This window comes from Chitinivorax sp. PXF-14, from assembly GCF_040812015.1.
Classification (GTDB): Bacteria; Pseudomonadota; Gammaproteobacteria; order Burkholderiales; family SCOH01; genus JBFNXJ01.
On sequence record NZ_JBFNXJ010000005.1, the window covers coordinates 104005 to 130112 of the forward strand.

Genomic DNA, 26108 nt, shown 5'->3' on the forward strand with positions numbered 1-26108 from the left:
AACCATCAGCTTGAGAAAGGTATCGGCCTCAGTGGCCGAGCATCAGGGCTTCGATGTCGTCCACCCGCTTGGGTGTGGCGGCGGTCAGGTTGTCGCAGCCCTGCGCGGTGATCACCACATCGTCTTCGATGCGAATACCGATATTCCAGTATGCCTCGGGCACGCCGTCGGCTGGACGAATATAGAGGCCGGGCTCCACCGTCAACGCCATGCCCGGCTCGAATACCCGCCAGGCACCGCTTTGCTTGTAATCGCCGACATCATGGACGTCCATGCCGATCCAGTGCCCGGTGCGATGCATGTAGAACTGCCGGTAGGCTTCCGACTCGATCACGCCATCGACGGTACCGGACAGCAACTTGAGGTCCAGCATGCCCTGCACCAGCACTCGGACAGCGGCATCGTGCGGCTGGTTCCAGTGCTGGCCCGGGCGGCAGGCCTCGATGGCCGCTTCCTGCGCGGCCAGCACAATCTCATAGGCGGCCCGCTGCGGCCCGCTGAAGCGCCCGTTGACCGGAAAGGTGCGGGTGATGTCGCTGGCGTAGCCCGCGTATTCGCAGCCAGCGTCGATCAGTAGCAGGTCGCCGTCCGCCAGCACGGCATGATTGTCACCATAATGCAGCACGCAGGCATTGGCACCACCGGCGACGATGCTGCCATAGGCCGGCGAGCGGCTGCCCTGACGGCAAAACTCGTGCAGCAGTTCGGCCTCGATCTGGTATTCGAACATGCCGGGCCGGGTGGTGCGCATGGCCCGCATGTGGGCATCGCGTGAAATCTCGGCGGCACGGCGCATCAATGCGAGCTCGTGCTCATCCTTGAACAGGCGCATATTGCCGACCAGACGCCGCAAGTCGGCGAACTGCTCGGGTGCGCTTACACCGCTTCGTGCCCGCCCGCGCACCGTATTGACCCAGCCGATCAGGCGCGCATCCCAGCGCACATCGTCGCCAAGCAGGCTGTACAGCGACGGTTGGTTCTCCAGCAGCGACGGCATCAGCTCGTCGAGCCTGGCGATCGGATAGGCCTCGTCGAAGCCAAACAACGATTTCGCCGCATCGGGGCCGTGGCGGAAGCCGTCCCAGATCTCGCGTTCCATGTCCTTTTCGCGGCAAAACAGGATGCTGCGCGGCGATTCGCCGGCCATCAGCACCAGCACGGCCTCAGGCTCGGGAAACGCCGTCAGGTAGTGGAAGGTGCTGTCGTAACGGAACGGAAAGTGGTTGTCGGCGTTACGCACCTGCTCCGGCGCGGTGGCAACAACCGCCACGCCCTGTCCGATCAAGCCGGCCAGCCTGGCGCGGCGGGCAATGTGCGGGGCAATGGTGAGCATGCTCTCTGGTCGATCTTGGCTATTCATTGGCGCTGGCGGGTGCCTTCCAGTGCAATCAAGGGCAGGCCCGCCAAGTACGCCATTATATGGGATCACGGCGAGCCCTATCCGCCAGCGATCCGCAATATTTTACCGGCGATCCAGCCGCAGCCCCCGGGCTCAGTGGCCGCAACGTGGCGATTACCCAACAAAAAACCGGCGGATTCCGCCGGTTTTTGCAGATGGCTCGCCGTCGAGCCTACTTCTTTTTGTCGCCCGGCACGGCTGCCGGCGCTGCCGGTTTGGCCGCAGGCTTGGCAGCCGGTGCGGCTGTCTTGCCCCCGACCGACACGTCGGCCTTGATCTTGCTGAACGTGCCTTCCTTGATGCCGGGCACCTTCATCAGGTCTTCCGGCGTCTTGAATGGGCCATTCTTGCTGCGATAGTCGATGATGGCCTTGGCCTTGCCTGGCCCGATTCCCTTCAGCGCCTCGAGCTGCTGCTGATTGGCGGTATTCAGGTCGACCGCGGCGAATGCCGAGGTGGCAAATGCCAAAGCCATGGTGAGAGCAAGCAGAATTCTTTTCATTCAATCACTCCTTGTGGGGCAAACGAAACAAGAATGTTCCGAGAATCAGCCTAGATAAGCCCCCCGCAGAATGCAAGGTTCAGCCTGTCATCAGGCTGAACCTTCTGCTTACTCGTCGTCTCCGCCGGCGGCCTGGGAGTCATCGGCGGCATCGACACACGAGTCGCCGTCCTCATCATCCCCATCGCTCTCGATGACCTTTTCCAGGCCGGAAAGCGTTTCGCCTTCGTCCAGGTTGATCAGCCGCACACCTTGCGCAGCGCGGCCAGTAGCGCGGATTTCCGCGACACCGGTACGGATCAGCACACCGCCGGTGGTGATCAGCATCACCTCGTCGCGGTCTTCGACCAGCGTCGCAGCGACCAGCTTGCCGTTGCGCTCCGAGGTGTCGATCGCGATCACGCCTTGCGTGCCACGGCCCGAGTGGCGGTACTCGGACACCAGCGTGCGCTTGCCATAGCCATTTTCGGTCGCGGCCAGCACGTAGAGCTCGTCGTTCGGCACCACCATCAGCGAGATGACCTGAGCACCATCGGGCAGGCGCATGCCGCGCACGCCGCGGGCGCCACGGCCCATGGCGCGGACTTCATCCTCGTCGAAACGCACCGCCTTGCCTTCATCCGAGCACAGCATGATCTGGCTGTTGCCGTTGGTGATGGCGACGCCGATCAGGTGATCGCCTTCGTCCAGGTCGACGGCGATGATGCCGCGTTTCAGCGGGCGCGAGAAATCGGACAGTGGCGTCTTCTTCACCGTGCCGAAGCTCGTGGCGAAGAAGATATAGTGGTCGTCGGTGAATTCCTTGACCGGCAGAATCGCGTTGATCTTCTCCCCGTCCTGCAGCGGCAGCACGTTGACGATGGGCTTGCCGCGCGAGGCGCGCCCGCCCTGCGGCACTTCGTAGACCTTGACCCAGTAGACGCGGCCCAGGCTGGAGAAGCACAGCACGTAATCGTGCGTGTTGGCGATGAACAGGTTGTCGATGAAATCGTCTTCCTTCGTCGCAGCCGCCTGCTTGCCGCGGCCGCCGCGCCGTTGCGCGCGGTAGTCGTCGAGCGGCTGCGCCTTCATGTAACCGCCGTGCGACAGGGTGACCACCATGTCCTGCGGCGTGATCAGGTCTTCGAGGCTGATGTCCTCGCCGAACGGGATGATTTCCGAGCGGCGCGCATCACCGAACTGCTGCTTGGTCTCGGCCAGCTCGTCGGCGATGATCTGCGTGACGCGCTCGGGCTTGGAGAGGATGTCGAGCAGGTCGACGATACGGTCCATCACTTCGCGGTATTCGGCCTGCAGCTTGTCCTGTTCCAGGCCGGTCAGGCGTTGCAGACGCATGTCGAGAATGGCCTGGGCCTGCGTATCGGACAGCCTGTAGCCGTTGGCCTTGAGGCCAAACTCGGGCGACAGCCACTCGGGCCGGGCCGAATCGCCGGCAACGCGCGCCAGCATGTCTTCGACGAGCGCCGAGCGCCATTCGCGCGACATCAGCGCGAGCTTGGCTTCAGGCGGGGTCGGCGAGGCCTTGATCAGCGCGATCACCTCGTCAACGTTGGACAGTGCAACCGCCAGGCCTTCCAGGATGTGGGCACGCTCGCGCGCCTTTTTCAGCTCGAACACCGTGCGGCGCGTCACCACTTCGCGGCGATGGCGCAGGAAGCACTCGAGGATCTGCTTCAGGTTCAACAGGCGCGGCTGGCCGTCGACCAGCGCCACCATATTCATGCCGAAGGTGCATTGCAGCTCGGTCTGCTTGAACAGGTTGTTGAGCACTACCTCGGGCATTTCGCCGCGCTTGAGCTCGATATAGACGCGCATGCCGGATTTGTCCGACTCGTCGCGCAGGTCCGAGATGCCCTCGATGGACTTGTCGCGCACGAGCTCGGCGATCTTCTCCAGCAAGGTCTTCTTGTTGACCTGATAGGGCAGCTCGTCGACGATGATCGCCTGCTTGTCCTTGCTGACCTCTTCGAAGTGGGTGCGGGCGCGCATCACCACGCGGCCACGGCCGGTGCGATAGCCTTCGCGCACGCCGCTGATGCCATAGATGATGCCAGCCGTCGGGAAGTCTGGTGCCGGGATGATGTCGATCAACTCGTCGAGCGTGATGTCCGAATTGCGCAGCAAGGCAAGGCAGCCATCGATCACTTCGTTGAGGTTGTGCGGCGGTACGTTGGTGGCCATGCCGACCGCGATACCGGAGCTACCGTTGATCAAGAGGTTGGGCAGCCGGGTGGGCAGCACCAGCGGCTCGAGTTCCTTGCCGTCGTAGTTGGGCCCGAAATCGACGGTTTCCTTGTCGATGTCGGCCATCAGTTCGGTCGAGATCTTTTCGAGACGGCACTCGGTGTAACGCATCGCGGCGGCATTGTCGCCGTCGATCGAGCCGAAGTTGCCCTGGCCATCGATGAGCGGGTAGCGCAGGCTGAAATCCTGCGCCATACGCACCAGCGTGTCGTAGATCGCGCTGTCGCCGTGCGGGTGGTATTTACCCATCACTTCGCCGACGATACGCGCACATTTCACATAAGGACGGTTCCAGAAATTGCTGGATTCGTGCATCGCGAACAACACACGGCGGTGAACCGGTTTCAAACCATCCCGTACATCAGGTAGCGCGCGGCCGACGATCACGCTCATGGCGTAATCGAGGTAGCTCTTGCGCATCTCTTCTTCGAGGCTGACGGGGATCGTTTCTTTGGCGAACTGTTCCATTTAGAATTCTGGTGGCCTGCAACGAAAAAATAGCGTCAATTTTAGCATGCCGGTCGCTTCCCGACCAAACCGCGCTAGGTCGCGCGGGCAGCGGGTTTTGCAAAAAAACAACAGTTGCGGCCCGGTTTCACATTCCAGCCACATTCCGTTTGGTATGCTTCGGGCTTTGCAGCTATCCTTAGGACGTTGCCGGGATTGGGGCCTGCAGGAGGTCTCGCCGCGAAAACGCTAGCGGCGAAGAAGGCACCAAAAGCAACCCGTGGGATAAAAACATCTGGGTGTGACCCTATTTCAGTCAGGAGAAAACAACATGACCAACAAACTGATCAAGTCCGTGTTGGCAGCGTCGCTGGCAATGGCCGGCTTTGCCGCTCAAGCTCACGACGGCTACACGGTTGACCAGCAGACCAACGCAGTCGTCAAGAACAGCTACAGCGAATGCTGGCGCACTGGCTTCTGGACCAAGGAAAACGCATTCGAAGAGTGCGATGCCAACCTGATGCCGCCGAAGCCCGCCGCTGCCCCCGCACCGGCTCCTGTAGTAGAAGCACCGGCTCCGGCCCCTGCTCCGGCACCGGCCAAGCCGAAGATCGAACACTTCTCGCTGCAAGCTGACGTGCTGTTCGCGTTCAACGGCGACAAGCTGTCCGACGATGGCAAGAAGGCCCTGGACCAGATCACCGCTGATGCCCTGGCCGAGCACGTGAAGTCCATCGAAGGCACGATCAACGTCGAAGGTCACACCGACCGCATCGGCAGCGACAAGTACAACAAGGCACTGTCCGAGCGTCGCGCTGGCGCCGTGAAGGAGTACCTGGTGAGCAAGGGCCTGCCGGCAGACAAGATCACGACCGAAGGCTATGGCAAGACCAAGCCGGTTACCAAGCCTGAAGATTGCAAGGGCAAGAAAGTGACCAAGAAGCTGAAGGAATGCCTGCAGCCTGACCGTCGCGTCGAAATCGACCTGAAGGGCACCAAGGCCGTCAAGTAAGCCGGTTCCCGCGCCTGACGAAGCCCCGGCCCAGCCGGGGCTTTGCATTTCTGCCAGGGAACCACAAAGGCATTTCGTGATTCATAATCGCACCATGAAAAAGACTCGTCATCTCCTCGCCCTATGGGCATGCCTCCCGCTCGCCGCGCAGGCCGGTGCCATCGACCAGCTCAAGGCCTTCGTGGCCGGCACCAGCTCGCTACGGGCGGACTTCAGCCAGCAGGTGTCCGGCCAGCGCAGCGCCAAGCAGACCTCGAGCGGCACATTGTCGTTGCAGCGGCCGGGCAAGTTCCGCTGGGTCTACACCAAGCCCTATGAGCAACTGATCGTCGGCGATGGCAGCAAGCTGTGGCTCTACGACAAGGATATCGAGCAGGTCACGATGAAGAAGCTCGACCAGGCGCTGGGCTCGAGCCCGGCTGCATTGCTGGCCGGCAGCAACGACATCGACAAGGCCTACACGCTCAAGGAAGCGGGCCGCAGCGACGCGGTGGAATGGCTAGAGGCAACGCCCAAATCGAGCGACTCGACCTTCCAGAGCGTGCGCATGGGCTTCACCCAGAACGAGCTGCAGCTCATGGAGCTCAAGGACAACTTCGGCCAGACCACGCTGATCCGCTTCACGAAGCTGGAAAAGAACCCCAAGCTCGGCGCCGACCTGTTCCGTTTCACCCCGCCCAAGGGCGTGGACGTCATCAGTGACTGACCTGTTCAGCGACAAGCCGCGCGAGCCGCTGCCCGAGCGGCTGCGGCCGCGCAGCATCGACGACGTGATCGGCCAGCGCCACCTGCTCGGCCCGGGCAAGCCGCTGCGCCTCGCCTTCGAGGCCGGCAAGCCGCACTCGATGATCCTGTGGGGCCCGCCAGGCGTGGGCAAGACCACGCTGGCGCGACTCATGGCGACGGCCTTCGATGCGGAATTCATCCCGCTGTCGGCCGTCTTCTCGGGCGTGAAGGACATCCGCGAGGCGATGCTGCAGGCGGAGGCGGCACTGGCCCAATACGGCCGCCACACCATCCTGTTCGTCGACGAGGTGCACCGTTTCAACAAGTCGCAGCAGGATGCCTTCCTGCCCTATGTCGAGCGCGGGCTGGTGACCTTCATCGGCGCCACGACGGAAAACCCGAGCTTCGAGGTCAATTCCGCGCTGCTGTCGCGGGCACAGGTTTATGTATTGCAGTCGCTCACCGACGACGAGCAGCGCGAACTGTTCGCGCGCGCGGTGGCCAGCGCCATGCCCGAGCTGCAATTCGACGACGCCGCACGCGACACGCTGATCGGTTATGCCGACGGCGATGCGCGCCGCCTCTTGAACCTGCTCGAACAATGCGAGACAGCCGCCCGCACGCGCAAGCTGACCTCGCTCGACGCGGCCTTCATCGGCGAGACGCTCTCGATCAACGCCCGCCGCTTCGACAAGGGTGGCGACGCCTTCTACGACCAGATATCGGCGCTGCACAAGTCGGTGCGCGGCTCCAACCCCGATGCCTCGCTATACTGGCTTACGCGCATGCTCGACGGCGGTTGCGATCCGCTCTATGTGGCGCGGCGGCTGGTGCGCATGGCGATCGAAGACATCGGCCTTGCTGACCCGCGCGCCTGGCGCGTCACGCTCGATGCCTGCGAGACGTTCGAGCGCCTGGGCAGCCCGGAAGGGGAGCTGGCGCTGGCCCAAGCCGTGCTCTATCTCGCCGTGGCGCCCAAGAGCAATGCCGGCTACATGGCGTTCAAGGCAGCCAAGCGTTTCATCGAGCAGGACAAGTCACGGCCGGTGCCGATGCATCTGCGCAATGCACCGACCAAGCTGATGAAGGAGCTTGGCATGGGGCACGAATACCGCTATGCCCACGACGAGCCGCACGCTTATGCCGCCGGGGAAACCTACCTGCCGGATGGCCTCGACGGCCTGAGCTGGTATGAGCCGACGCCGCGCGGGCTGGAAGGCAAAATTGCCGAGAAACTGGCGTTTCTGCGAGAATTGGACGCAAACGCCAAACAAGACAAGTAACAGGACGCCCCATGCTAGACATTCAACTGCTCCGCAACGACCTCGACGGTGTCGCGGCACGCCTCGCCGCACGCGGCTTCCAGCTCGATACCGAGGCATTCGCCGCACTCGAGAACGAACGCAAGTTCCTGCAGACCCGCACCCAGGAGCTGCAGGCCAAGCGCAATGCCACCTCCAAGCAGATCGGCATCGCCAAGTCGAAGGGCGAGGACGTCAGCGCGATCATGGCCGAAGTCGCCAGCCTCGGCGACGAACTGAAGGCCGCCGAAGTAAGTCTCGCCGCACTGCAGGACAAGCTCAACGACCTGCTGCTGAACATCCCCAACCTGCCTCACGAATCGGTGCCCGCAGGCAGTGATGAGGCCGGCAATGTGGAAGTGCGCCGCTGGGGCACGCCGCGCCAGTTCGATTTCGAGGTCAAGGATCACGTCGACATCGGCACCCCGCTCGGCCTCGACTTCGATACCGGCGCCAAGCTTTCGGGTGCCCGCTTCACGCTGCTGCGTGGCCAGATCGCGCGCCTGCACCGCTCGCTTGCACAGTTCATGCTCGACACGCAGACCGGCGAGCACGGCTATTCCGAGACCTACACCCCGTATATCGTCAACCCGGAAGTGCTGTACGGCACCGGCCAGCTGCCGAAATTCGCCGAGGACATGTTCCGCGTCGAAAAAGGCGGCGACGACAACAAGATCACCCAGTACTTGATCTCGACCTCCGAGATCTCGCTCACCAATACCGTGCGCGATACGCTGCTCAAGGCCGACGAGCTGCCGATCAAGCTGACCGCACACTCGCCCTGCTTCCGCTCCGAGGCGGGCTCCTACGGCCGCGACACGCGCGGCATGATCCGCCAGCACCAGTTCGACAAGGTCGAGATGGTGCAGATCACCCAGCCCGAGCTGTCGTATGCCGCGCTGGAGGAAATGGTCGGCCATGCCGAGACCATCCTGCAGAAGCTTGGCCTGCCCTACCGCGTGGTCGCGTTGTGCACCGGCGACATGGGCTTCTCCGCCGCCAAGACCTATGACCTCGAAGTCTGGCTGCCGGCGCAGAACACCTATCGCGAGATTTCCTCGTGCTCGAACTGCGAAGCGTTCCAGGCCCGCCGCATGCAGGCCCGCTTCAAGAACGACGCCGGCAAGAACGAGCTGGTGCATACACTGAACGGCTCGGGCCTGGCCGTCGGCCGTACCCTGGTCGCGGTCCTCGAGAACTACCAGAACGCGGACGGCAGCGTCACCGTGCCCGAAGCCTTGCGCCCCTATATGGGCGGGATCGCGCGCATCGGCTGACGCCTGGCGCGACACGGTACAAATCAAGGCAGCCCCGAGGGCTGCCTTTTTTCTTGCCTGCAACCCCTGCAATGGTTGGCGATAGGCCCGAGCTATCCGGCGCATTGGTAAATACAAACGCCAATTACATTGCTCACAATCTAATTATTTGCAATCATAACCTCATACGATCGCAGCAACCGATCTTCGATCAACCTCATGGAGAATCAATGATGAAAGCGCTCTACCAAGCCCGTGCAACTGCCGTGGGTGGCCGCGAAGGCCATGCAAGAACCGACGATGGCAAACTCGAGGTGTCGCTGGCCCTGCCGCGCGAACTCGGCGGCAACGGCAATGGCACGAACCCCGAGCAACTGTTTGCAGCCGGCTATGCAGCCTGCTTCGAGAATGCGGTGCGCCACGTGGCGCGCCTGCAGAAGAAGACGATTACCGCCTCGTCGGTCACGGCCACAGTCGGTATCGGGCCGAACGAATCGGGTGGTTTCGGGCTCGAGGTCGCGCTCGATGTGCGACTCGAAGGGATAGAACGCAGCGATGCCGAGATGCTGGTAAAAATCGCACACGAGCAGGTCTGCCCCTACTCCAATGCTACACGCGGCAATATTCCGGTCACCGTTACGCTGGCGTGAACGACAGCCACAAAAAAAGGCAGCCAGTTGGCTGCCTTTTTTCCGTTTCAAGCAGGGCTTAAACGCGCTTCTTGAATTCGTTGGTGCGGGTGTCGATTTCGATCTTGTCGCCGATTTCCACGAATGCGGCAACTGGGATTTCGAAAGTCGTGCCCTTCAGGCGTGCCGGCTTCAGCACCTTGCCCGAGGTGTCGCCGCGTACGGCCGGCTCGGTGTACTCGACTTCGCGCACGATGGTGGTCGGCAGTTCAACCGAGATGGCCTTGCCGTCGTAGAAGGTAACCTGGCAGACATCTTCCATGCCGTCGCAGATGAAGTTGAGCGTGTCGCCGAGGTTTTCGGCTTCGACTTCGTACTGGTTGTACTCGGTGTCCATGAATACATACAGCGGATCAGCGAAGTAGGAGTAGGTGCAATCCTTGCGGTCGAGGTTGACGACGTCGAACTTTTCGTCAGCCTTGTAAACCGATTCGGTCGCGGCGCCCGACAGCAGGTTCTTCAACTTCATCTTGACGACGGCAGCGTTACGGCCGGACTTGTTGTACTCGGTCTTCTGCACGACCATCGGGTCGCTGCCGATCATCACGACGTTGCCTGCGCGGAGTTCTTGTGCGGTTTTCATGTTGAGTCCTGTTACCTATTTCTAATCAGAGAGTTGCCGCCTGTTTCAGCCGGGGCTGCGCTTGCCTGGAAACAGGCGACCCGGCCGACCGCGCCACTGCGGCAACCGGAATAATTTTACAAAACATATCATTATAGCCGACTTTGACTGAAGCGCGCCAGATTACCGGCAAGATCGCCGAGCGTGCGCAGACTGGCGGCCCAGCCCTCGCCGTGGCGGGCGAGCTCCGTGTCGAGTGTGGCAAACGCGGGCCACGCATGGTCGACCTCGCCGTCGCCATTCCACGCATGCCACATGCGCCTGACCGTCTCGGCCTGCCCTGCCGGTAGGGCGGCGCAATAAAGCGCGAGGAATGCATCGAGCTTGGCGCGATGCGCGTCGTCTTCCTGCGGATAGATGTGCCAGACGAAGGGGCGCCCGGCCCACTGCGCGCGCACGAACGAGTCTTCGCCGCGAACGAAGTTGATGTCGCAACACCATAGCAGCCTGTCGTAATCGGGCTGCTCGACAAAGGGCAGGATATGCGCCGTCAACGCCCCGAGCCGCCAGCAGTCACCTGCCTGCGACGGTGCGCCAAAGCGCGCGGCCAGCCGCTCGGCGGCCCTACCTTCCGGGATCAGCGCGCGAACGGGCCGCGGCGAATGGCGCCAGGCATCGAACAGCGCGTCCAGCGCCGGGTTGGCATAGGAGAACAGGGACACACACAGCTCGCCGGCCATCAACGCAGGTACACCCAGGCGCGCCAGGAAGGCTTGCCTGGCGGCGTGGTCGAAGCCGGCACGAGCCCGCTCCAGATCGCCCTCGCACAGCAGGCCGCCGGTGCCGGCCTCGAAGCCGGGGAAGAAGAAATACTTGGTCAGCGGCAGGCGCGGATGGCGCGAGACCATGGCGTGACAGTCGCGCACCCAGGGCTCGGCGCTCAGGTATTCGAGGTTGATCCAGAGCGGTGGCACGCCCCGCGCGGCCATGGCCTCGACGAAACCGGCCGGCAGCTCGCAGGCGAACGCCTCGATCACGACATCACCGGGCTGCCGCGCCGGCAAGGGCTCTGCCCAATGCAGCACCTCGACGCCCTGCACCATCTGCTCGCGCGATTCTGGCGCCACGTCCGGGCAGATGCGCGCGAAGCTCGCCAGATCGTCCACCCACAGCCTGGCCGCAACGCCGTGCTCACGCTCTAGCTGGCGCGCGAGCCGCCAGCACACGCCGATATCGCCGAAGTTGTCGACGACGGCGCAGAAGATGTCCCAGACCGGTTTCATGGCTCGGCACGATAGCACTACCCTCCTGCTGCGAGAAGACATCCGCGCGCCGCGCAGCCCCTGCGACACGGGCACAGTCCTGAGCCGGCCATTCACCAATGCCTTGCGCAGTCATCTGACACGCGCCCGGCCTGCCCAGTTTGCCTGGCTTTCACGCACCAGCCGCGCTCGATGCGCCCATTCGCGCCGGGGCCGCTTACACGGCGCCCCGCTTGCCGTTACACTGCGCCCAGTCCCCCTTTGCTTGCCTGCGATGAATTACCTGAGCCAGACCCTGCTTTTCCTGACGGCCGCCGTGGTGGTGGTGCCGCTGTTTCGCCGACTCGGGCTCGGCGCCGTGCTGGGCTACCTGATCGCCGGCGTCATCATCGGCCCCTGGGGCCTCAAGCTGATCGGCAATGTCGATGCCATCCTGCACCTGTCGGAACTCGGCGTGATCCTGCTGCTGTTCGTGATCGGCCTCGAGCTGCAGCCCTCGCGCCTGTGGGTGTTGCGGCGCCCGGTGTTCGGGCTCGGCGCGGCGCAGGTCGCACTCAGCGGCCTGGCACTCGGCGCGGCCGGCATGTGGCTCGGCCTATCGTGGAAAGCAGCGCTGGTGGCCGGGCTTGGGCTCGCCATGTCGTCGACCGCCTTCGTGCTGCAGACGCTCGCCGAGCGCGAGGAGCTGACCGCGCGCCACGGCCGCGACGCCTTCGCCATCCTGTTGTTCCAGGATCTGTCGGTGATCCCGCTATTGGCGCTGCTGCCGCTGCTGACGCCGATCCGCGAGGTGGACAACAGCAACGACCTGGTCGATGCCGCACGTGCCATCGGCACCGTGCTGGCGGTCGTCATCGGCGGGCGCCACCTGCTGCGGCCGACCTTCAAGATCGTCGCGCGCAGCGGCAGCCGCGAGCTGTTCACCGCCGCGGCCTTGCTGGTGGTGATCGGCAATGCGGCGCTGATGGAATGGGCCGGCCTGTCGATGTCGCTCGGGGCCTTTCTCGCCGGCGTGCTGCTGGCCGACTCCGAATATCGCCACGAGCTCGAAGCCAATATCGAGCCGTTCAAGGGGCTGCTGCTCGGGCTGTTCTTCATGGCGGTCGGCATGTCGGCCAACCTCGGCGTGGTGCGGCATCACCCGCTCGGCATCCTGGCGATCACGCTCGGGCTGATGCTGATCAAGACACTGATCCTGATCGTCGTCGCACGTATCAGCGGCGCCAACCGCGACAGCGCGGTCAAGCTCGGTTTCGCCATGGCCCAGGGCGGCGAATTCGCCTTCGTGCTGTTCGGCGTCGCCGAGCAGTTCAAGATCCTGTCGTCGAACCTCGCCGACGTGCTGGTGGTGGCCGTCACCGCCTCGATGCTGCTGGCGCCCTTCCTGTTCATCGCCTACGACAAGCTACTGGCCCGTATGATCAGCAAGCCCGCCGCGCCAGAATTCGACGCGATCCAGGACGACGGCCGGCCGGTGATCATCGCCGGCTTCGGCCGCTTCGGGCAGATCGTGGCGCGCGTGCTGGCGACGCATCACATCCCCTTCACTGCGCTCGAAAAGAGCCCGCAGCAGGTGGACTTCGTGCGCCGCTTCGGTAACCAGCTGTATTACGGCGACGCCTCGCGCCTCGATCTGCTCGAAGCGGCTGGCGTGGGCCGGGCGCGGCTGTTCGTGCTGGCCATCGACGATGTCGAGGCCTCGATCAAAACTGCCGAGCTGATGCGCCGCCATTTCCCGCAGGTGCCAGTGCTGGCGCGCGCGCGCAACCGTTTTCATGCCTACAAGCTGCTCGATGCCGGCGTGCAGACGTTCTACCGCGAGACATTCGGCTCGAGCCTCGACATGGCGCGCGACGTGCTCGTCGGGCTCGGCTTCGAGAGCGCGCACGCGCGCCGCATCATCCGCACCTTCCGCAAGGCGGACCTGGCGCTGCTCGAACGCCAGCACGCGGTGTACCAGGACGAGAACCTGCTGATCCAGACCTCGCAGCAGGCGATGGAAGAGCTCAAGCACCTGTTCGAAACCGATGCTGCCGCGCAGGAAAATGATTCAAAAAACTGACTGACTCAGACCAATCTCTTCGCTATCAACCGCCATGCGCTTAGGCTAATCTGCTTGCAAGCGCCAATACGTGCGCCGAACTCACTGAGGAACGCAACGTGATCATCATCAGAAAAGCAGAAGAACGTGGCCATGCAAACTTTGGCTGGCTCGACAGCCGCCACAGCTTCTCTTTCGGCAGCTATTACGACAAGCGCTACATGGGCTTCTCGGACCTGCGCGTGATCAACGACGACCGCATCAACGCCGGCTCGGGTTTCGACACGCACCCGCACAGCGATATGGAGATCATCTCCTACGTGCTCGACGGCGCGCTCGCGCACCGCGACTCGGCCGGCAACGGCTCGGTGATCGAGCCGGGTGACGTGCAGCTGATGAGCGCGGGCTGGGGTATCGCGCATAGCGAGTTCAATCACGCGGAACAGGCGCAGACGCACTTCCTGCAGATCTGGATCATGCCCAATCAGCGCGGCACGCGCCCGGGCTACCAGCAGCAGCGCTTCAGCGACGCCGACAAGCGCGGCCGGCTGCAGCTGATCGTGTCGCCCGATGGTGCCGACGGCTCGTTGACCATCCGACAGGACATGCGGCTCTATGCGGCACTGCTCGACGGCGACGAGGCCATCGACTTCCCCCCGGCGCCGGGACGCAAGCTGTGGCTGCAGCTCGCGCGCGGCAGCGCACGCGTCAACGGCCAGATGCTGCAGGCTGGCGACGGCGCCGCGCTCATCGACGAGGCAACCGTGCGGCTCGATGCCGGGCAGGACGCGGAGCTGCTGCTGTTCGACCTGGCCGGCTGAGCTTGCGGCGGCATGGCCGGGCAGCCTATAACCCATAGGGTATGTATTGCCGTCGCTGTGCCGGCCGGTCCCCGCGACAGGCCGGCACAGCGGGTGACACCGCTTTCGGAACAGGCCACCCCGACATGCAAGCGCAAGACGACTCGCCGGAACTGGAAACGCTGCGCGCACGCAACGAGCGGCTGCAGGCGGTGCAGCAGTCGCTATTCCATATCAGCGAGCTAGCCAGCTCCTGCCGGCAGCTCGACACCTTTTTCCCCAAGGTGCACGCCGAGCTTGCGAGCCTGATCTACGCCGAGAATTTTTACATCGCGCTGTACGACAGCCGGCAGCGGGCGCTGCGCTACCCTTATTTCATCGACATCCAGGAAGACCACCCACCGCCGCCGGGCAGCCTGTTTCCGATCGGCGACGAGCGCGATTCGCCGACCGCCGTGGTGATCAAGCGTGGCGCGCCGCTGATGATGAGCCGCGCCGAGGATGAGGCCATGACGCGCGCCGATCTGCTCGGCGGCTCCGGCCCCGTCGCCGAGTACTGGATGGGCATCCCGCTGCGCAACGCTGCCGGCGAGGTCATCGGCGCCGTGGTGGTGCAGACCTACAGCGCCGAGCACATGTACAGCGACGAGGACAAATCGCTGTTCGCGGTGTTCGCGAGCCATATCGCACTGGCGATCGACCGCGTGATGCGCATGGCGACACTGGAACAGGAGGTGGCGGAACGCACCGCCGCGCTCGCCAGCGAGGTGGCGCAACGGAAGCGCGCCGCCACCCTGCAGGCCGCCATGTACCGGATCGCCTCACTGAGCACCGACGACATCTCGCTGCCGGAATTCTTCACCAGCGTGCATCGCGTGATCGCCGAGCTGATGTACGCGCGCAACTGCTATGTCGCGCTTTATGCACCCGAGACGCAGACGGTCAGCTTTCCCTACTATGTCGATGAAAAGGGTGCGCCGACGCGCCCCGGCAGCGACCGCCCGCTCGGACGCGGCATGATCGACTATGTGCTGCGCACCGGCGTCGCCCGGCGCGTCGACCAGGCCGGCTTCCGCGCGCTGCTCGATGCGGGTGAGCTGGCCGATGTGAAAGGCAGCCTGGCATTCCGCCGCTGGCTCGGTTGCCCGCTGCTGATCCACGGCGTGGTGCGCGGGGCGGTGGCCATCCAGAGCTATGACGACGAGCACGACTACAGCGACGAGGACCTGGGCCTGCTCAGCTTCGTCGCCAGCCACATCGCCCGCGCCCTCGAACGGCGCCAGGCGGCGGACCAGCTGCAAGCGGCCAACCGCGAGCTGGCCACGCGCACGGTGAAGCTGGAGGCATCGAATCGCGCGCTGGAAGACACACTGGCCACGCTGGAGATGACGCGTGACGAGCTGGTGCGCAGCGAGCGGCTGGCGTCGCTCGGGGCGATGGTGGCCGGCATCGCGCACGAGCTCAACACGCCGATCGGCAACGCCGTCACCGTGTCGAGCGTGCTCGATGCCACCGCCAAGGCGCTGTCGGGCTCGCTGAACGCGGGCACCATCCGTAAATCCGAGCTGATGACCAGGCTCGCCGACATCGAGCACGCGGCCGAGCTGCTGGCGCGCAATCTCGAACGCGCGCAGGAGCAGATCGCCAGCTTCAAGCAGGTGGCGGTCGACCAGACCAGCGAGAAGCGCCGTCCCTTCGACCTGCTCACGCTGGTCAACGAGATCCTGTTGACGCTGCACCCGACGCTTCGCCGCACGCGCCTCGACATCGGCATCGACGTGGCACCGGGGATCGTGATGGACAGCTACCCAGGGCCGCTCGGGCAGGTGCTGTCGAACCTGATCAACAACGCGGTGCTGCATGCCTTCGATGAAGGCGCACCGGGCCACGTCCAGATCAGCGCCAGCCGGCACAACGGGCAGGTGACGCTGAGCGTGGCCGACAACGGCAAGGGGATACTGGCCGAGCACCTGCCGCGCGTCTTCGACCCGTTCTTCACCACGCGCCTGGGCTCGGGTGGCTGCGGGCTCGGGCTGCACATCGTCTATTCCATCGTCCGCACCGTGCTGGGCGGCAGCGTGCGGGTGGAAAGCACGCCCGGTGCCGGCACGCGCTTTACCTTCGAATTGCCGATCGACGCCCCGGCGGCACAGGCGGCGCTCAGTCCGGCAGCCGCTCGACCCTGAGCCGGATAAGCGACGAGGCCTGGGCACGCCGGTTGTCATGCCCGCCCAAGCCGCTGGTTTGGCTCGCGGCCAGCTGCTCCAGCCCGCCGATGCTGATCCACTCGCCGAGCCGGCCCCGCACCGTGGTCGTGAGCTGCTGCCCCGACACACCGCCCAGCCGGTTCAGCGCCTCCCGGCTCACCGCCAGCTCAAGCGTAATCTGCGCGCCCTGCAGCTGCGGGCGCACATAGAAGCCGGTGCTGGCCTGCACCAGCATCGAGCCAGTCGGCCCCCGCGACGGCACGACACGGCTGGCGCCGAGCTGGATCTCGGCGATGCCGCCATCAACGGCCTGCACGCGCTGGGTGATGCCATCGCGGCTCAGGCTGTCGCGGTCGCGGATTTCCGCCAGCAGCGCGCCGCCGGCACCGCGCTCGTGGATCACCAGCGAGCCGTCGACACCGACACCGCGCTCGCGCAGCCTGGCGTCTTCATCCTGCGTCACGCTGATCATCAGGCGCGCCGGCAGCGTATCGAACTGCAACACCAGCCGCTCCAGCTCCTGCAGGCGGACGGGCGAGGCGCTCAGCACCAGCTGCCCCGCCAGCCCGCTGACGCGCTCGTCGGGCTGCAGCAGCGGGCTGAGCAGGGCGACGATGTCGTCGGCCGAACGGTAGTGGATCGGCAATACATACAGCGTGTCCGCGAAACAGGCTGTCGCGGCCAACAGGGCGATGGCGAAAAGGCGGCGAAGACGCATGGCAAGACGGGCGGAGGGGTCAGCCCTCATCATAGCAGGCCCACCGGCCCGGCAGCAGGCAGGGGACCAGTGCCACGGCCCAGCGAGGCGCAGGGACCGCCAACGCGTCGCACGGCCTCGATCAAGGCTGATCGGGCACTGCCTCGATAACGGGGGTGGGACACCTGGCGAGGTGTGCTGCCGCATGGAGAAAAAGTGGCCGCGTGGGAGCGCGGCCGGAGATGGGGGGGCGGTTCACTGGCGAGATCGAACCGGGCCGGGCCTGCTGCTGCCCTACCCGATCCGGCTAAACAGCATCAGCCGCCCGCCGGCAGCCCGATGCCCTGCGCCGTCAGGCGGCGGCCAGCGACTTGCGGAAGCGGTTCAGGTCACCCACCGTCTTGAACTCCGAGCCGAACAGGCTGGACAGGTTGCGCAGGATGCCGCCGATCACGCGCTCTTCCCATTCCTTGCCGAACTGGATCTGCTTGTCGAGCCAGCGTTCGAGCCAGTCCGGATCGGGCAGGCGGCTCTGGATGGTGTCGTTGGGGAACAGCGATTCGTTCACATGCAGATTGGTCGGGTGCAGCGGCTTGCCAGCACGGCCGCCGGATGCCATCAGCACGCCGATCTTGGCGAAGGCGCGCTTGGCCTCGATGCCGAACTGCTCGATCGAGCGCTTCATGTACTTGAGGTAGGCACCGCCATGGCGCGCCTCGTCGCGCGAAATCGTCTCGTAAATGAACTTGATGACGGGCTCGGTGTGCCATTCCGACGCACGCCGATACCATTGCGTCAGACGCACCTCGCCGCAGAAATGCAGCATCAGCGTCTCCAGCGCCGGCGCGGGGTCGAACTGGAAGCGCACCGCGTGCAGCTCCTCTTCCGTCGGGTAGAGGTCGGGGCGGAAGCGGCGCAGGTATTCCATCAGCACCAGCGCGTGCTTCTGTTCTTCATAGAACCACACCGACATGAAGGCGGAGAAGTCGCTGTCGTTCTGGTTGTCACGCAGGAACATCTCGGTGGCCGGCAAGGCAGACCATTCGGTGATGGCGTTCATCTTGACCGTCTGCGCTTGCTCGTCGGTCAGCTTGGCGGCCTCGAACTGGCCCCAGGGAATGTCTTCTTGCAGGTTCCAGCGCGCCTTTTCAAGGGACAGGAACAGATCGGGATACAGCATCATCTCACTCCACTGGTGTTATCAACCCGGAACTATACCGCGCAAACAAGACAAGCACATGACGCAAATACTTCAAGCAAACGATTGATTAATATCAACAATCCCACGTTCAAGCAGACTGTTCGACAAGCCGTGGGTAGCGGGCGGCCACAGATCGACGCGACCGGACGGCCCTCTTTCCGGCAAGCTGGCCGGCTGCCGCGCCGCGTCGCGCCCCGTGGGCTATAACCCAGATGGGGCGCCCTGCCCCGCCTCACGCCGACCGCCAGTGCGCATGGAGGATAGCCCCAGATGAACCAACGCGAGATACGTACCGTCGTCATTCCGCTGGAAATCACGCTTCACATCGATGGTCCGGGCAACGCCACGGTCAGCGCCGATCTGGCCCCCGGCCTGGCTGCGCCGGCGCTCGCCGCAGCCGCCATCACGCCCAGCGCACCGCCATTCGACGGCGATTATGAAAAGCGCCAGGGTTACGACCCGGATTTTCTCGGCGCGCGCTGGCGTGTGGGCTTGCCGCAGCTGTCGAGCCAGCTCGCGCAACAGGCGGCCAGGCTGATCCACCCCAGGCCCGACAACAGCCACATCCTGCACTACCACCATTTCAGCGTGGTGATGCACGCCGAGCGCCGCTTTGCCGTCTATAGCGCGGCCAACGTCAGTTTCACCCAGCGCTACAGCATGAACCGCCCCCGCGATGTATGGCGCATCGATCCGCGCATCGCCGCCAGCGCCCAGGTGGGCGCCGATTATTACGCGGACAATCAGTTCGATCGCGGGCACCTGAGCCGGCGCGAGGATCTCGAATTCGGCGACACGCCACTGATGGCGCTGCAATCGGCGGCCGACACTAACCATTTCACCAACTGCACGCCGCAGCACAAGCTGTTCAATCAAGGCAAGGCGCTGTGGCAGGGCATCGAGCGCCACATCCTGGAAGACGCCATCCTGAGCGGCCGTTTCAAGGCGCAGGTGATCACCGGCGCGGTGTTCGACAACGCCGACCCGCTCTACCGCCAGCTGCAGTATCCATTGCAGTTCTGGAAAGTCGTCGCCGCGGTCAACGACAAGGGCACGCTGTTTGCCACGGCCTATCTGGCAAGCCAGCGCGACACGATCGCGCAATCGGGGCTGGAGGCCGCGCCCGCGCTGCCGTTCACGCCCTACCGCACGTTTCAGCTGAAGATCGCCGAGGTGGAGCGGCTGACCGGCCTGCGCTTCGTCTGCGGCGCAAAAGACAGCAAGCCGCTGCGCCAGTACGACCCGCTGGAGCACCCGCTGCCGCCAACGGCCAGCGGCAACGCACCGGCACTGGCCGCGGGCGCGGCCCCCGTCTATATCGAGCTCCACAGCCTGGCGGACATCGTCCGCTGAGGCCGGTGGCCGAGCCATGAAAAAGAGCGCCCCGCGGGGCGCTCTTCATGCTCGGGATGTGCGGCACTCAGGCCTTCGGTACATCGCTGCCGGCGAGCAAGTCCTGGTAATCGTAGCGGAAACGCTCGTAGATGGCCTCGAACTGGAGCCGGTACTGGCTCGTCACATACGGCCGCATCGCGATCAGCACCTGCCCGATCGCGCGCTTGCAGGCAGCCTCGGTAATCGGTGTATTGGGCCGCAGCGCCCGCTCGAAGCTGAACCAGTTGTTGCTGATGACCTGGGCATTGAGCACCACGCCGATCAGGTCCTCGCTCGGCCAGTTGAACCAGCCGAGCCCCGACAGCTGATGGTGGATGCGGATCAGCGAGGGCACGATGACATCGCGCTGGAAGTCGTGATGCAACTCGGCGAGCTTTGGGTCGCGCTCGACAAAGCCGGGCAGATCGTAGAACAGGAAGCGGTAGCGCCACAGGGTATCGAACACGGCATCGAGATAGTTCGACAGGAAATCCGAGGTGACTTCCGCTGCCATCGGCGCCTGCAGGCGCTTGCTCATGTAGTCGCGATACTCGGTGAAAATATCGCGGATGATCTCTTCCTTGTTGCGGAAATGGTAATACAGGTTACCCGGGCTGATGCCCAGGTTCGCCGCGATATGGTTGGTGGTGACCAGACGCTCGCTGTGCTCGTTGAAGAGCTGCAAGCCGCTCTGGATGATGCGGTCGCGTGTCTTCATTATCCAACTCTCCCAAGGGGTTATTCGTTTCCGCCGGTGCCAGGAAGCGCGCGCGGCCTGGTGGCTGGCGGCGATTCCCGGGTTTTATTGCATAGCAGCATAGACGAAGGATAAGGGAGTTGCCGGGACTTTGGCTAGGCAAAACGCGCCAAATGACATTCGCATTTTTTGATATATCGCCACCGTCCCGGCCCCCGCGTCGGGCCACTGCAGCAGCGGCTCCGCGGCGGCGCCTGCCGCACTAGACCTCGTATTGCGTCACCGCCTTGCGCATGCGCAGCACCATCTGGTCGAGCACCGCCGCCATCTGCTGTGTTTGTTGCACCGACACCACATTGCGCTCGGTCATCGCGGCAACGCGCTCGACATTCTGCGCCATCACGTTCATCGCGCTGCTTTGTTCGGCCGACGACAGCGAGATGTGGGCCACCCTGGAGATCGCGTGTTCCATCTGCTCGTTGATCCGCTGCAAGGCGCCCTGGGCGTCGCGTACCAGCGTGACGGCATGGCCCACCTGGCCGGCACCGGCACGCATGCCGCTGACGGCACGCTCGGAATCGCGCTGGATCGCCACGATCAGCTTATCGATCTCCTGCGTCGCCTTACCGGTCCGCTCTGCCAGCTTGCGCACCTCGTCCGCCACGACGGCGAAACCGCGCCCCGATTCGCCCGCGCGCGCCGCCTCGATGGCCGCATTGAGCGCGAGCAGATTGGTCTGCTCGGCAATCTCCTTGATCGCGGCGGCAATCGCCCCGACCTCGGCCGAGCTGCGCCCCAGCGCCTCGACCTCTTCCGACGACGCCTTGACGGTTTCCGCCAGGCGCTCGATTTCCCGGCTGGCGCGCTCGGACAGCGTCGCCCCCTCCACCGCCGCCTGGCCGGTCTGCGACACACTATCCGAGGTAGTGCCGGCATTGCTGGCGACTTCCTGCACCGACACGCTGATCTGTTCGACCGCCGCAGCCGTCGAGGCCGTGGCCTCGTTCTGGATCTGCGCAGCCTGATGGATTTCCGACACGCCGCAATTCACCTCGCCGGTGGCCACGTGCACCTGCGATACCGCGTCGCCGATGCCTTGCACCGTCGCCTGTACCGACGACACGAAAGTACCGACCTGCCGCCCGATGGTGCCCACCACGTCGCGCCGCGACAGGTCGAAGCCGGATTTCAGGTTGCCCGACTCCAGCACATCGTCGAGATAGCCGCGCACCTGCCCCAAATCACGCTTGAGCCGTGGGACGAAGCTGAACAGCAGGTAGACACCGAACAGCAGGTTCAGCACCAGCAGCGTGTTGATCGCCGTCGCCCAGTCGGCGTGGCGCCATTGGGCCAGCGCCACGATCGCAGCCGTCAGCATCGGCAGCAGCGCGGCGCAGCTCAGCTGCACATGCAGGGCACCGAGCCAGTTGCGCCAGGCGGCCCGCTTGACAATGACGCGGCCGTTCTCGATGGCAAGCCGACTGTCGCCCTGCTTGATGCGCCGATAGGCGTCGGTCGCCGCCTCGATCTCGTCCCGTGTGGGCCGTGTGCGCACCGACTGGTAGCCGACGATCTGACCGTTTTCGCGCACGGGCGACGCATTCGCCACCACCCAGTAATAGCCGCCGTCCTTGCGCAGGTTCTTGATCACGCCGCGCCATGGCCTGCCGGCCTTGAGCGAGTGCCAGAGGTCGGCAAACGCTTCTTTCGGCATGTCCGGGTGGCGCACCAGATTGTGCGGTTGCCCGACCATTTCTTCCTGCTTGTAGCCGCATATATCGGCAAAAGCCTGGTTGGCTTCGACGATATAGCTTTTCAAATCCGTGCGCGAATAGATGAATACCCCGTCTGGAAGGACGGTTTCAACATTCGTCGGCGTCACCTTGCTGGCCATTCTCGTTCCTCGTTGGTGTGGCTATCTTAATTAGCCATTCATAATATTATTCTCCAGTCAATTCGTTATACTCCTGACCACTGTCCAACAATATATTCACTTGGAACTATTGTCTGGCTCTAATTTTGGTAGTAGGTCAGATGGCCTGATTGGTAGCCGTCCTGGCGAAAAAAATGGAGGCGTGTTCACGCCTCCATGAAGCTTCACCGGTATGGCCAGTGAAAGTGACAGACTTGAGATGCGGGGTCAGGCCGCGAGCAGGCGTTCGACCTCACCCCGCGCCGGCGCATACGCGCCCGCGCGGGTGGCCGCCAGGCCTGCCGTGGCGGCGGCGTAAGCGAGATGCTGGACTTCGCTCGCGGCCGGGCGCGACAGCAGGCTCGCCATCCAGCCGCCGATGGCGGCATCGCCACAGCCGACGGTATCGGCCACCTGCACGCGAAACGCCGGCTGACGCCACCCGTTTCCCTGGTGCAGCAGCGCCATGCCATCCGCCCCGCAGGTCAGCAGGATAGCCGCTTGCGGGGCCATGGCCTGCAGCGCCTGCAGGCCGGCGTCGGGGCTCAGGCCGGGGAACAGGCCACCCAGATCTTCGTCCGATACCTTGATGAAGTCAGCGAGGCCCGCCATGGTGTCGAGAATCGGTCGATAGGCCGGGTCGCGCATCGGCGAGCGGAAATTGGGGTCGAAGGCGATGCGCTTGCCGGCTGCATGTGCCGCCACCGCCTCGGCCACCAGCTTGTCGGCGAGCGGCTGGCGCGCCAGGCTGATGCAGCCGAAATGCACGATCTCCGCATCGCTGCGCCAGCCCGCAGGCAAGCTGCTCGGGTCGAAGTGCAGGTCAGCGCTGTCGCCGCCGACGAAAAAGTACTGCGGCGGATGCTGGGACGGCACCATGGCCAGCAGCGGCGGCTTGTCCAGCTGCTGCAGAAAGCGCATGTCAAGGCCGGCCAGCTGCGTGAGCCGGGCCAGTTCCTGGCCGAACAGGTCGGTGCTGACCGCGCCGGCGTAGGCCGTGGGCACGCCCAACTGAGCCCCGACGCGGGCCACGTTCCAGCAGGCGCCGCCGGCTACGGCCAGCCAGCGGCCGTCGTCCTGGCGAATGAAGTCGGTGAGCGCCTCACCGAATACCACGTAACGAGGGTTCATCTGTCGTATATCTGCTTCGAGTGTACCCGCCACGGCTTGCCGCTGCGGCGGGTGGGTTGTTGGAGTGATCGAGGCGGCTCAGCTCACCCCGCTGTGTTTCTGGCGCCACTTGTCGAGCACCACGGCGAGCACGATGACCACGCCCTTGGCCACATACTGCCAGAACGACGACACGCCGAGGATGGTCAGGCCGTTGTTCATCACGCCGATGATCAGGGCGCCGATCACCGTACCCCAGATCGAGCCGACGCCGCCCATCAGGCTGGTGCCGCCAAGCACCACGGCGGCGATCGCATCGAGCTCGTAACCCGTGCCCCAGTTGCCGTTGGCGCCATACAGGCGGCTTGCCGACATGGCGCCGCCCAAGCCCGCGAACAGGCCGCTGATCGCATACACGAACAGCAGTACCACGCCGACCTTGATGCCGGTCAGCCGGGCCGCCTGCGGATTGCCGCCCACGGCGTAGATGTGCAGGCCGAGCACGGTGCGGCGCAGGATGAACCACGACAGCACCACCACCGCTGCGGCCACCCACACCAGCCAGGGCAGGCCAAGCAGGCTGCCGTTGCCGAGCCATTCGAACGACGGGATGTCGCGGTTCAGCACCGTGGTGCCGTCGGCGAACAGGTAGGCGGCGCCGCGCAGGGCCGTCATCGTGCCGAGCGTGACCACGAAGGGATTGATGCCGAGAAACGCCACCATCGCCCCGTTCAACGCGCCCATGGCGAGCCCCGCCAGCAGGAAGGCAGGCAGGGCCAGCCCCGGCATGTGCTCGGGCAGCGAGGTGAGCATGCCCAGCACCGCCGCGACGGCAAGCACCGAACCGACCGACAGGTCGATGCCCGCGGTGAGGATGACGAAGGTCATGCCCGATGCCAGCACCAGGTTGATCGAGGTCTGGCGCAGGATGTTCATCGTGTTGTCGAGCGTCATGAAGTTCGACGTGCCATCGTCGCTCAGGTAGCGCGTCAGCGCATAGAAGGCGATGTAGAGGACGATCAGCACCGGCAGCATGCCGACACGGCGGAATAGCTGGCCCATGTTTTGTCTCCAGTTGGTCTTGTGTTGGCCGGCTACGCCGGCGGTCTGCCTCATGTCTTGCGGCGCCGCGCTCGCGACGGCCGATGCGTAGGTTCTCATGCTGCCTCCGTATGGGTGGCGAGCATCATGATCGCCTCCTGGTTCACGGCATCGCCGGCGAGCTCGCCGACCAGTACGCCTTCGCGCATCACCGCCACGCGGTGGCTGATGCCCATCACCTCGGGCAGCTCGCTCGAGATGCAGATCACGGCCACGCCTTCGGCCGCCAGCTCATGGATGATGCGATAGATTTCCGCCTTGGCGCCGACATCGACGCCGCGCGTCGGCTCGTCGAGAATCAGCACCCTGGGTTTGATGGCGAGCCAGCGCGCCAGCAAGAGCTTCTGCTGGTTGCCGCCGGACAGGCCGCCGACGATGCCCTCCGGCCCCGGCACCTTGACTGCCAGGCGCCCGATTGCATCCTGCGTCAGCTTGCGCAGCGCCGGGTGATCGAGCACGCCGGCCCGCGCATGCTGCTTGAGCACATTCATCGCGGTATTGGCGGTGGCGGACAGCTGCAGGAACAGCCCCTGCCCCTTGCGGTCCTCCGGCACATAGCCGATGCCGAGGCGGATCGCATCGAGCGGCTCGCGGATGTCCACCTCGCGGCCATCGAGCCGGATCGTGCCGGCCTGCCTGGCGTCGGCGCCGAAGATCATGCGCGCCAGCTCGGTACGCCCGGCGCCGATCAGCCCGGCGAGCCCGAGCACTTCGCCGGCATGCACGCGCAGCGACGCATGCCTGACCTTGGCGCTGCTGAAGCCTTCCACCTCGAGCCGCAGCGGGCCGATGGTGGCGTTGTTCTTGTGCTGATAGAAATCGTCGAGCGGCCGCCCGACCATCATCTGCACGATCTTCTCCGGCGACGACTCGGCGCGCGGCATGCTGCCGACGTAGCCGCCATCGCGCAGCACCGCGATGCGGTCGGCCAGCAGGTTGACCTCGGCCATGCGGTGGCTGATGTAGATGATCGCGATACCCTCCGCGCGCAGCTTGCGGATCACCTCGAACAGGCGCTCCGTCTCGCGGTCGGACAGCGCCGCCGTCGGCTCGTCCATGATCAGCACGCGGCTCTTGTGGATCAGCGCCCGCGCGATCTCCACCTGCTGCTGGTCGGCGATGCACAGCCGGCTCGCGGGCGTAGTGGCCGAAAAGCGTGCGCCGAGGCTCGCCAGCACTTCTTCGGCGCGGCGATTCATCTCGCCCTCGTTGACGCGGCCAAAGCGGCCGCGCGGCTCGGCCCCCATGAAGATGTTCTGCGCCACCGTCATGTTCGCGGCGATGGCGAGTTCCTGGTAGATCAGGTTGATGCCGGCCGCGCGCGCATCGGTGGGCGACTCGATGCGCACCGGGCGGCCGTCCAGCCTGATTTCCCCGGCGTCGGGCTGATACACGCCGGAGAGTATCTTCATCAGCGTGCTCTTGCCCGCGCCGTTTTCGCCCATCAACGCCAGCACCTCGTGGCTGCGGGCAGCGAGCTGCACCTGGTCGAGCGCCCGCGTCGCGCCGAAGCGCTTGCAGATACCCGACATCTCCAACACGATTTGACTCATCATGTTTCCTTGTCG

21 protein-coding genes are annotated in these 26108 nt (G+C 64.6%); 9 read left to right on the plus strand and 12 right to left on the minus strand.

All coding sequences use genetic code 11. The features are described 5' to 3' along the window. Positions 1-28: 28 nt before the first annotated feature. The 3 genes from pepP to gyrA all read right to left on the minus strand — a co-directional run bounded on the left by pepP (position 29) and on the right by gyrA (position 4613). Positions 29-1333 (minus strand): Xaa-Pro aminopeptidase, encoded by a 1305-nt coding sequence (gene pepP / locus ABWL39_RS08220; protein WP_367788928.1) that lies wholly within the window; start codon positions 1331-1333, stop codon positions 29-31. A gap of 238 nt (positions 1334-1571) precedes the next feature. After that, a complete protein-coding gene (locus ABWL39_RS08225; RefSeq protein ID WP_367788930.1) occupies positions 1572-1901 on the minus strand; it encodes a ComEA family DNA-binding protein in 330 nt (109 codons plus the stop codon). A 108-nt stretch (positions 1902-2009) separates the two neighbouring features. After that, a complete protein-coding gene (gene gyrA / locus ABWL39_RS08230; RefSeq protein WP_367788932.1) occupies positions 2010-4613 on the minus strand; it encodes a DNA gyrase subunit A in 2604 nt (867 codons plus the stop codon). 310 nt (positions 4614-4923) lie between these two features. On the opposite strand from gyrA, the gene ABWL39_RS08235 reads away from it, so the two are divergent. The 5 genes from ABWL39_RS08235 (at position 4924) to ABWL39_RS08255 (ending at position 9537) form a co-directional block, all read left to right on the plus strand. After that, positions 4924-5604, plus strand: a complete 681-nt coding sequence (locus tag ABWL39_RS08235) for an OmpA family protein (RefSeq protein WP_367788934.1) — start codon at positions 4924-4926, stop codon at positions 5602-5604. Positions 5605-5698: 94 nt separating this feature from the next. Beyond that, on the plus strand, positions 5699-6310 hold the full coding sequence (lolA, locus tag ABWL39_RS08240) for an outer membrane lipoprotein chaperone LolA (RefSeq protein ID WP_367788936.1): 612 nt from the start codon (positions 5699-5701) through the stop codon (positions 6308-6310). After that, complete coding sequence (locus ABWL39_RS08245; RefSeq protein ID WP_367788938.1) at positions 6303-7613, plus strand: replication-associated recombination protein A; 1311 nt, start codon at positions 6303-6305, stop codon at positions 7611-7613. Before lolA ends, ABWL39_RS08245 begins: the two co-directional genes overlap by 8 nt. A gap of 11 nt (positions 7614-7624) precedes the next feature. Continuing rightward, positions 7625-8908 (plus strand): serine--tRNA ligase, encoded by a 1284-nt coding sequence (gene serS / locus ABWL39_RS08250; protein ID WP_367788940.1) that lies wholly within the window; start codon positions 7625-7627, stop codon positions 8906-8908. Between the two features lie 212 nt (positions 8909-9120). Beyond that, positions 9121-9537 (plus strand): organic hydroperoxide resistance protein, encoded by a 417-nt coding sequence (locus ABWL39_RS08255; protein WP_367789300.1) that lies wholly within the window; start codon positions 9121-9123, stop codon positions 9535-9537. A gap of 58 nt (positions 9538-9595) precedes the next feature. Here the strand turns inward: ABWL39_RS08255 and efp are convergent, their stop codons facing one another. Together efp and earP are read right to left on the minus strand one after the other, a co-directional pair. Then, the gene (gene efp, locus ABWL39_RS08260; RefSeq protein WP_367788942.1) at positions 9596-10159 is read right to left on the minus strand and encodes an elongation factor P; all 564 of its coding nucleotides are present in this window, start codon (positions 10157-10159) and stop codon (positions 9596-9598) included. A 131-nt stretch (positions 10160-10290) separates the two neighbouring features. Next, complete coding sequence (gene earP, locus ABWL39_RS08265) at positions 10291-11421, minus strand: elongation factor P maturation arginine rhamnosyltransferase EarP (protein ID WP_367788944.1); 1131 nt, start codon at positions 11419-11421, stop codon at positions 10291-10293. Between the two features lie 253 nt (positions 11422-11674). Between earP and ABWL39_RS08270 the strand changes: the two genes are divergently transcribed. The 3 genes from ABWL39_RS08270 to ABWL39_RS08280 all read left to right on the plus strand — a co-directional run bounded on the left by ABWL39_RS08270 (position 11675) and on the right by ABWL39_RS08280 (position 16427). Then, complete coding sequence (locus ABWL39_RS08270) at positions 11675-13462, plus strand: monovalent cation:proton antiporter-2 (CPA2) family protein (RefSeq protein ID WP_367788946.1); 1788 nt, start codon at positions 11675-11677, stop codon at positions 13460-13462. A gap of 98 nt (positions 13463-13560) precedes the next feature. After that, positions 13561-14262 (plus strand): pirin family protein, encoded by a 702-nt coding sequence (locus ABWL39_RS08275; RefSeq protein ID WP_367788948.1) that lies wholly within the window; start codon positions 13561-13563, stop codon positions 14260-14262. A gap of 125 nt (positions 14263-14387) precedes the next feature. Then, positions 14388-16427 carry an ATP-binding protein gene (locus ABWL39_RS08280; protein ID WP_367788950.1) on the plus strand — a complete coding sequence of 680 codons (2040 nt, stop codon included), beginning with the start codon at positions 14388-14390 and terminating at the stop codon, positions 16425-16427. Here ABWL39_RS08280 and ABWL39_RS08285 read toward each other — a convergent pair. Together ABWL39_RS08285 and ABWL39_RS08290 are read right to left on the minus strand one after the other, a co-directional pair. Beyond that, entirely contained in the window at positions 16402-17166 is a 765-nt protein-coding gene (locus ABWL39_RS08285; RefSeq protein ID WP_367788952.1) for a hypothetical protein, read from the minus strand. The two genes, ABWL39_RS08280 and ABWL39_RS08285, sit on opposite strands and share 26 nt — an antisense overlap. 331 nt (positions 17167-17497) lie before the next feature. Next, a complete protein-coding gene (locus ABWL39_RS08290; protein WP_367789302.1) occupies positions 17498-18325 on the minus strand; it encodes a ferritin-like domain-containing protein in 828 nt (275 codons plus the stop codon). Between the two features lie 291 nt (positions 18326-18616). Between ABWL39_RS08290 and ABWL39_RS08295 the strand changes: the two genes are divergently transcribed. Then, positions 18617-19699 (plus strand): DNA/RNA non-specific endonuclease, encoded by a 1083-nt coding sequence (locus tag ABWL39_RS08295; RefSeq protein WP_367788954.1) that lies wholly within the window; start codon positions 18617-18619, stop codon positions 19697-19699. Positions 19700-19766: 67 nt separating this feature from the next. On the opposite strand, the gene ABWL39_RS08300 is transcribed toward ABWL39_RS08295, so the two are convergent. The 5 genes from ABWL39_RS08300 to ABWL39_RS08320 all read right to left on the minus strand — a co-directional run bounded on the left by ABWL39_RS08300 (position 19767) and on the right by ABWL39_RS08320 (position 26093). Continuing rightward, a complete protein-coding gene (locus ABWL39_RS08300; protein WP_367788956.1) occupies positions 19767-20438 on the minus strand; it encodes a TetR/AcrR family transcriptional regulator in 672 nt (223 codons plus the stop codon). Positions 20439-20679: 241 nt separating this feature from the next. Beyond that, positions 20680-22311 (minus strand): methyl-accepting chemotaxis protein, encoded by a 1632-nt coding sequence (locus ABWL39_RS08305; RefSeq protein WP_367788958.1) that lies wholly within the window; start codon positions 22309-22311, stop codon positions 20680-20682. Between the two features lie 246 nt (positions 22312-22557). Then, positions 22558-23460, minus strand: coding sequence for a carbohydrate kinase (locus ABWL39_RS08310; protein WP_367788960.1), 903 nt, complete (start codon positions 23458-23460; stop codon positions 22558-22560). Positions 23461-23538: 78 nt separating this feature from the next. Next, a complete protein-coding gene (locus tag ABWL39_RS08315; RefSeq protein ID WP_367789304.1) occupies positions 23539-24501 on the minus strand; it encodes a ribose ABC transporter permease in 963 nt (320 codons plus the stop codon). A 95-nt stretch (positions 24502-24596) separates the two neighbouring features. Next, positions 24597-26093, minus strand: a complete 1497-nt coding sequence (locus ABWL39_RS08320; protein WP_367789306.1) for a sugar ABC transporter ATP-binding protein — start codon at positions 26091-26093, stop codon at positions 24597-24599. Between the last annotated feature and the right edge of the window lie 15 nt (positions 26094-26108).